This is a genomic window from Arthrobacter rhizophilus, assembly GCF_026241105.1.
Classification (GTDB): domain Bacteria; phylum Actinomycetota; class Actinomycetes; order Actinomycetales; family Micrococcaceae; genus Arthrobacter.
In genome coordinates this window covers 1-1,446 of record NZ_JAPFFT010000074.1, presented here as the reverse complement: position 1 = coordinate 1,446, position 1,446 = coordinate 1, and the positions used below count along the sequence as shown (strand labels likewise).

The 1,446-nt window shown below is 63.3% G+C and carries 2 protein-coding genes; both read right to left on the bottom strand.

Translation table 11 applies throughout. The features are described 5' to 3' along the window. Window positions 1-9 precede the first annotated feature (9 nt). On the bottom strand, window positions 10-1,056 hold the full coding sequence (locus tag OOZ51_RS22350; protein WP_265982169.1) for an IS3 family transposase: 1,047 nt from the start codon (window positions 1,054-1,056) through the stop codon (window positions 10-12). Further along, a partial coding sequence (locus OOZ51_RS22345; RefSeq protein ID WP_323054826.1) for a transposase occupies window positions 1,014-1,446 on the bottom strand: 433 nt, incomplete at its 5' end. The genes OOZ51_RS22345 and OOZ51_RS22350, both read right to left, overlap by 43 nt.

Sequence of the window (1,446 nt, the reverse complement as noted above, 5' to 3'; positions counted from 1 at the left end):
CGGAATTTATCAAGCTGTCTGTGACAGTTCGTTGGTTTGGGTTGGTTGATTGATCCAGGCTTCCGGGGGTGGGCCGGGGATTGTTGGTTGGTTCCGGAATCGCTCGGGATGGCGGCGGTAGTAGGCCTCGTGGGTCTGCTGCCGCCGCTGCCGTATGAGGTTTGCCGTGCCGTCGTGCACTGATGCGGGGCTGAACCAGTTCAGGCCGCTGTGGAGGCGGTGGTTGTTGTAGTCCTCGAAGAACCATTGGGTGAATTGCCGGGCGTGGTCCAGTGATTCGAAGCGTTCCGGGAATTCGAGGGAGTACTTCACGGTCTTGAATAGTGACTCGATATAGGGGTTGTCGTTGGAAACCCGCGGGCGGGAGTGCGAGGCCCTGATCCCGAGGGTCCGCAGCAGTTCCCAGGTGGTGGCGGACCTCATGGGTCCTCCGTTGTCTGCGTGGAGCACCTGCGGGGCTGCTTTGGCTGCGGTTACGGCGTGCTGGATGAGTTCCCGGGCAAAGGCTGAGGTTTCGACGTGTTCGACGCGGTGGCCCATGACCTTCCGGGAGAACACGTCGATGATGGTGTAGAGCTTGAGCTGCTGCTTCCCGGGGCCCCGCAGCATCGTGATGTCCCAGGACCACAGCTGGTTCGCGGCCGTGGCCTGGCAAACGGGCTTGGACCGGGAACCTGTTGCGGTCCCGCCGGATCTGCGCCGCCGGTCCCCGTTCTGGCCATGACGGACCATGATCCGGTGGGCCGAGGCCAGCGAGCAATAGATCTCCCCGGCATCGGCCATCCGCCGCACGGCCTGGGTGACCGAGAGGCCGGCATACTCCTCGTCATTGATCCGGAGGAGCAGCTTCTGCTCCTCCTCCGGGCTGATCCGGTTGGGGTAGGCACGGTCCCGCTGGGCGATGGTCTTCCCGCCTCGTTCTCCCCTGCGGTGCCGGTACCAGGTCTCATGCGAGAGCCCAAGCAAAAGGCAGGCCCGCCGGATCCCGAAACCGACCGTTTGCAAGGCCGCGATCACTCCGAAGAGGACGTCCCGCCGTCGGGCTTCTTCAGCCATTCCGGACGGCCAGGCTCCGGCTCTTCCAGATGAGGATCCGTCGCTGCCGCGCTCCTGGCCATGGCCTCCAGAAGCGCGGCAGCTTTTCCCAGGATCTCGACCGCGGCTTCCGATTTGTCCAGTTTTTTCTTCAGCCGCTCGTTCTCAGCCCGGAGACGTTTGAGCTCATCCCTGTCACGCGCTGTCATCCATTTGCTCCCCTCGCCTTGCCCCGGCTGAGCCCCCGGCGGCAGGAGCCGCCCTTCTTCCCGGGCAGCCAGCCAATCACGGAACGTGCCGGAGTGCACTTGGACCCTGCGGCAAAACTCGGACTTCGAACCCCAGTCCAGGCATTTGTCGTATTCCAGCAACAGATCCCACTTCTGTTGAGCAGAGAACCGATGCAACTTG

Excerpts from the sequence above, each read along its gene's own strand:
- OOZ51_RS22350 (WP_265982169.1), bottom strand. The coding sequence starts at position 1,056 with ATGGCTGAAGAAGCCCGACGGCGGGACGTCCTCTTCGGAGTGATCGCG.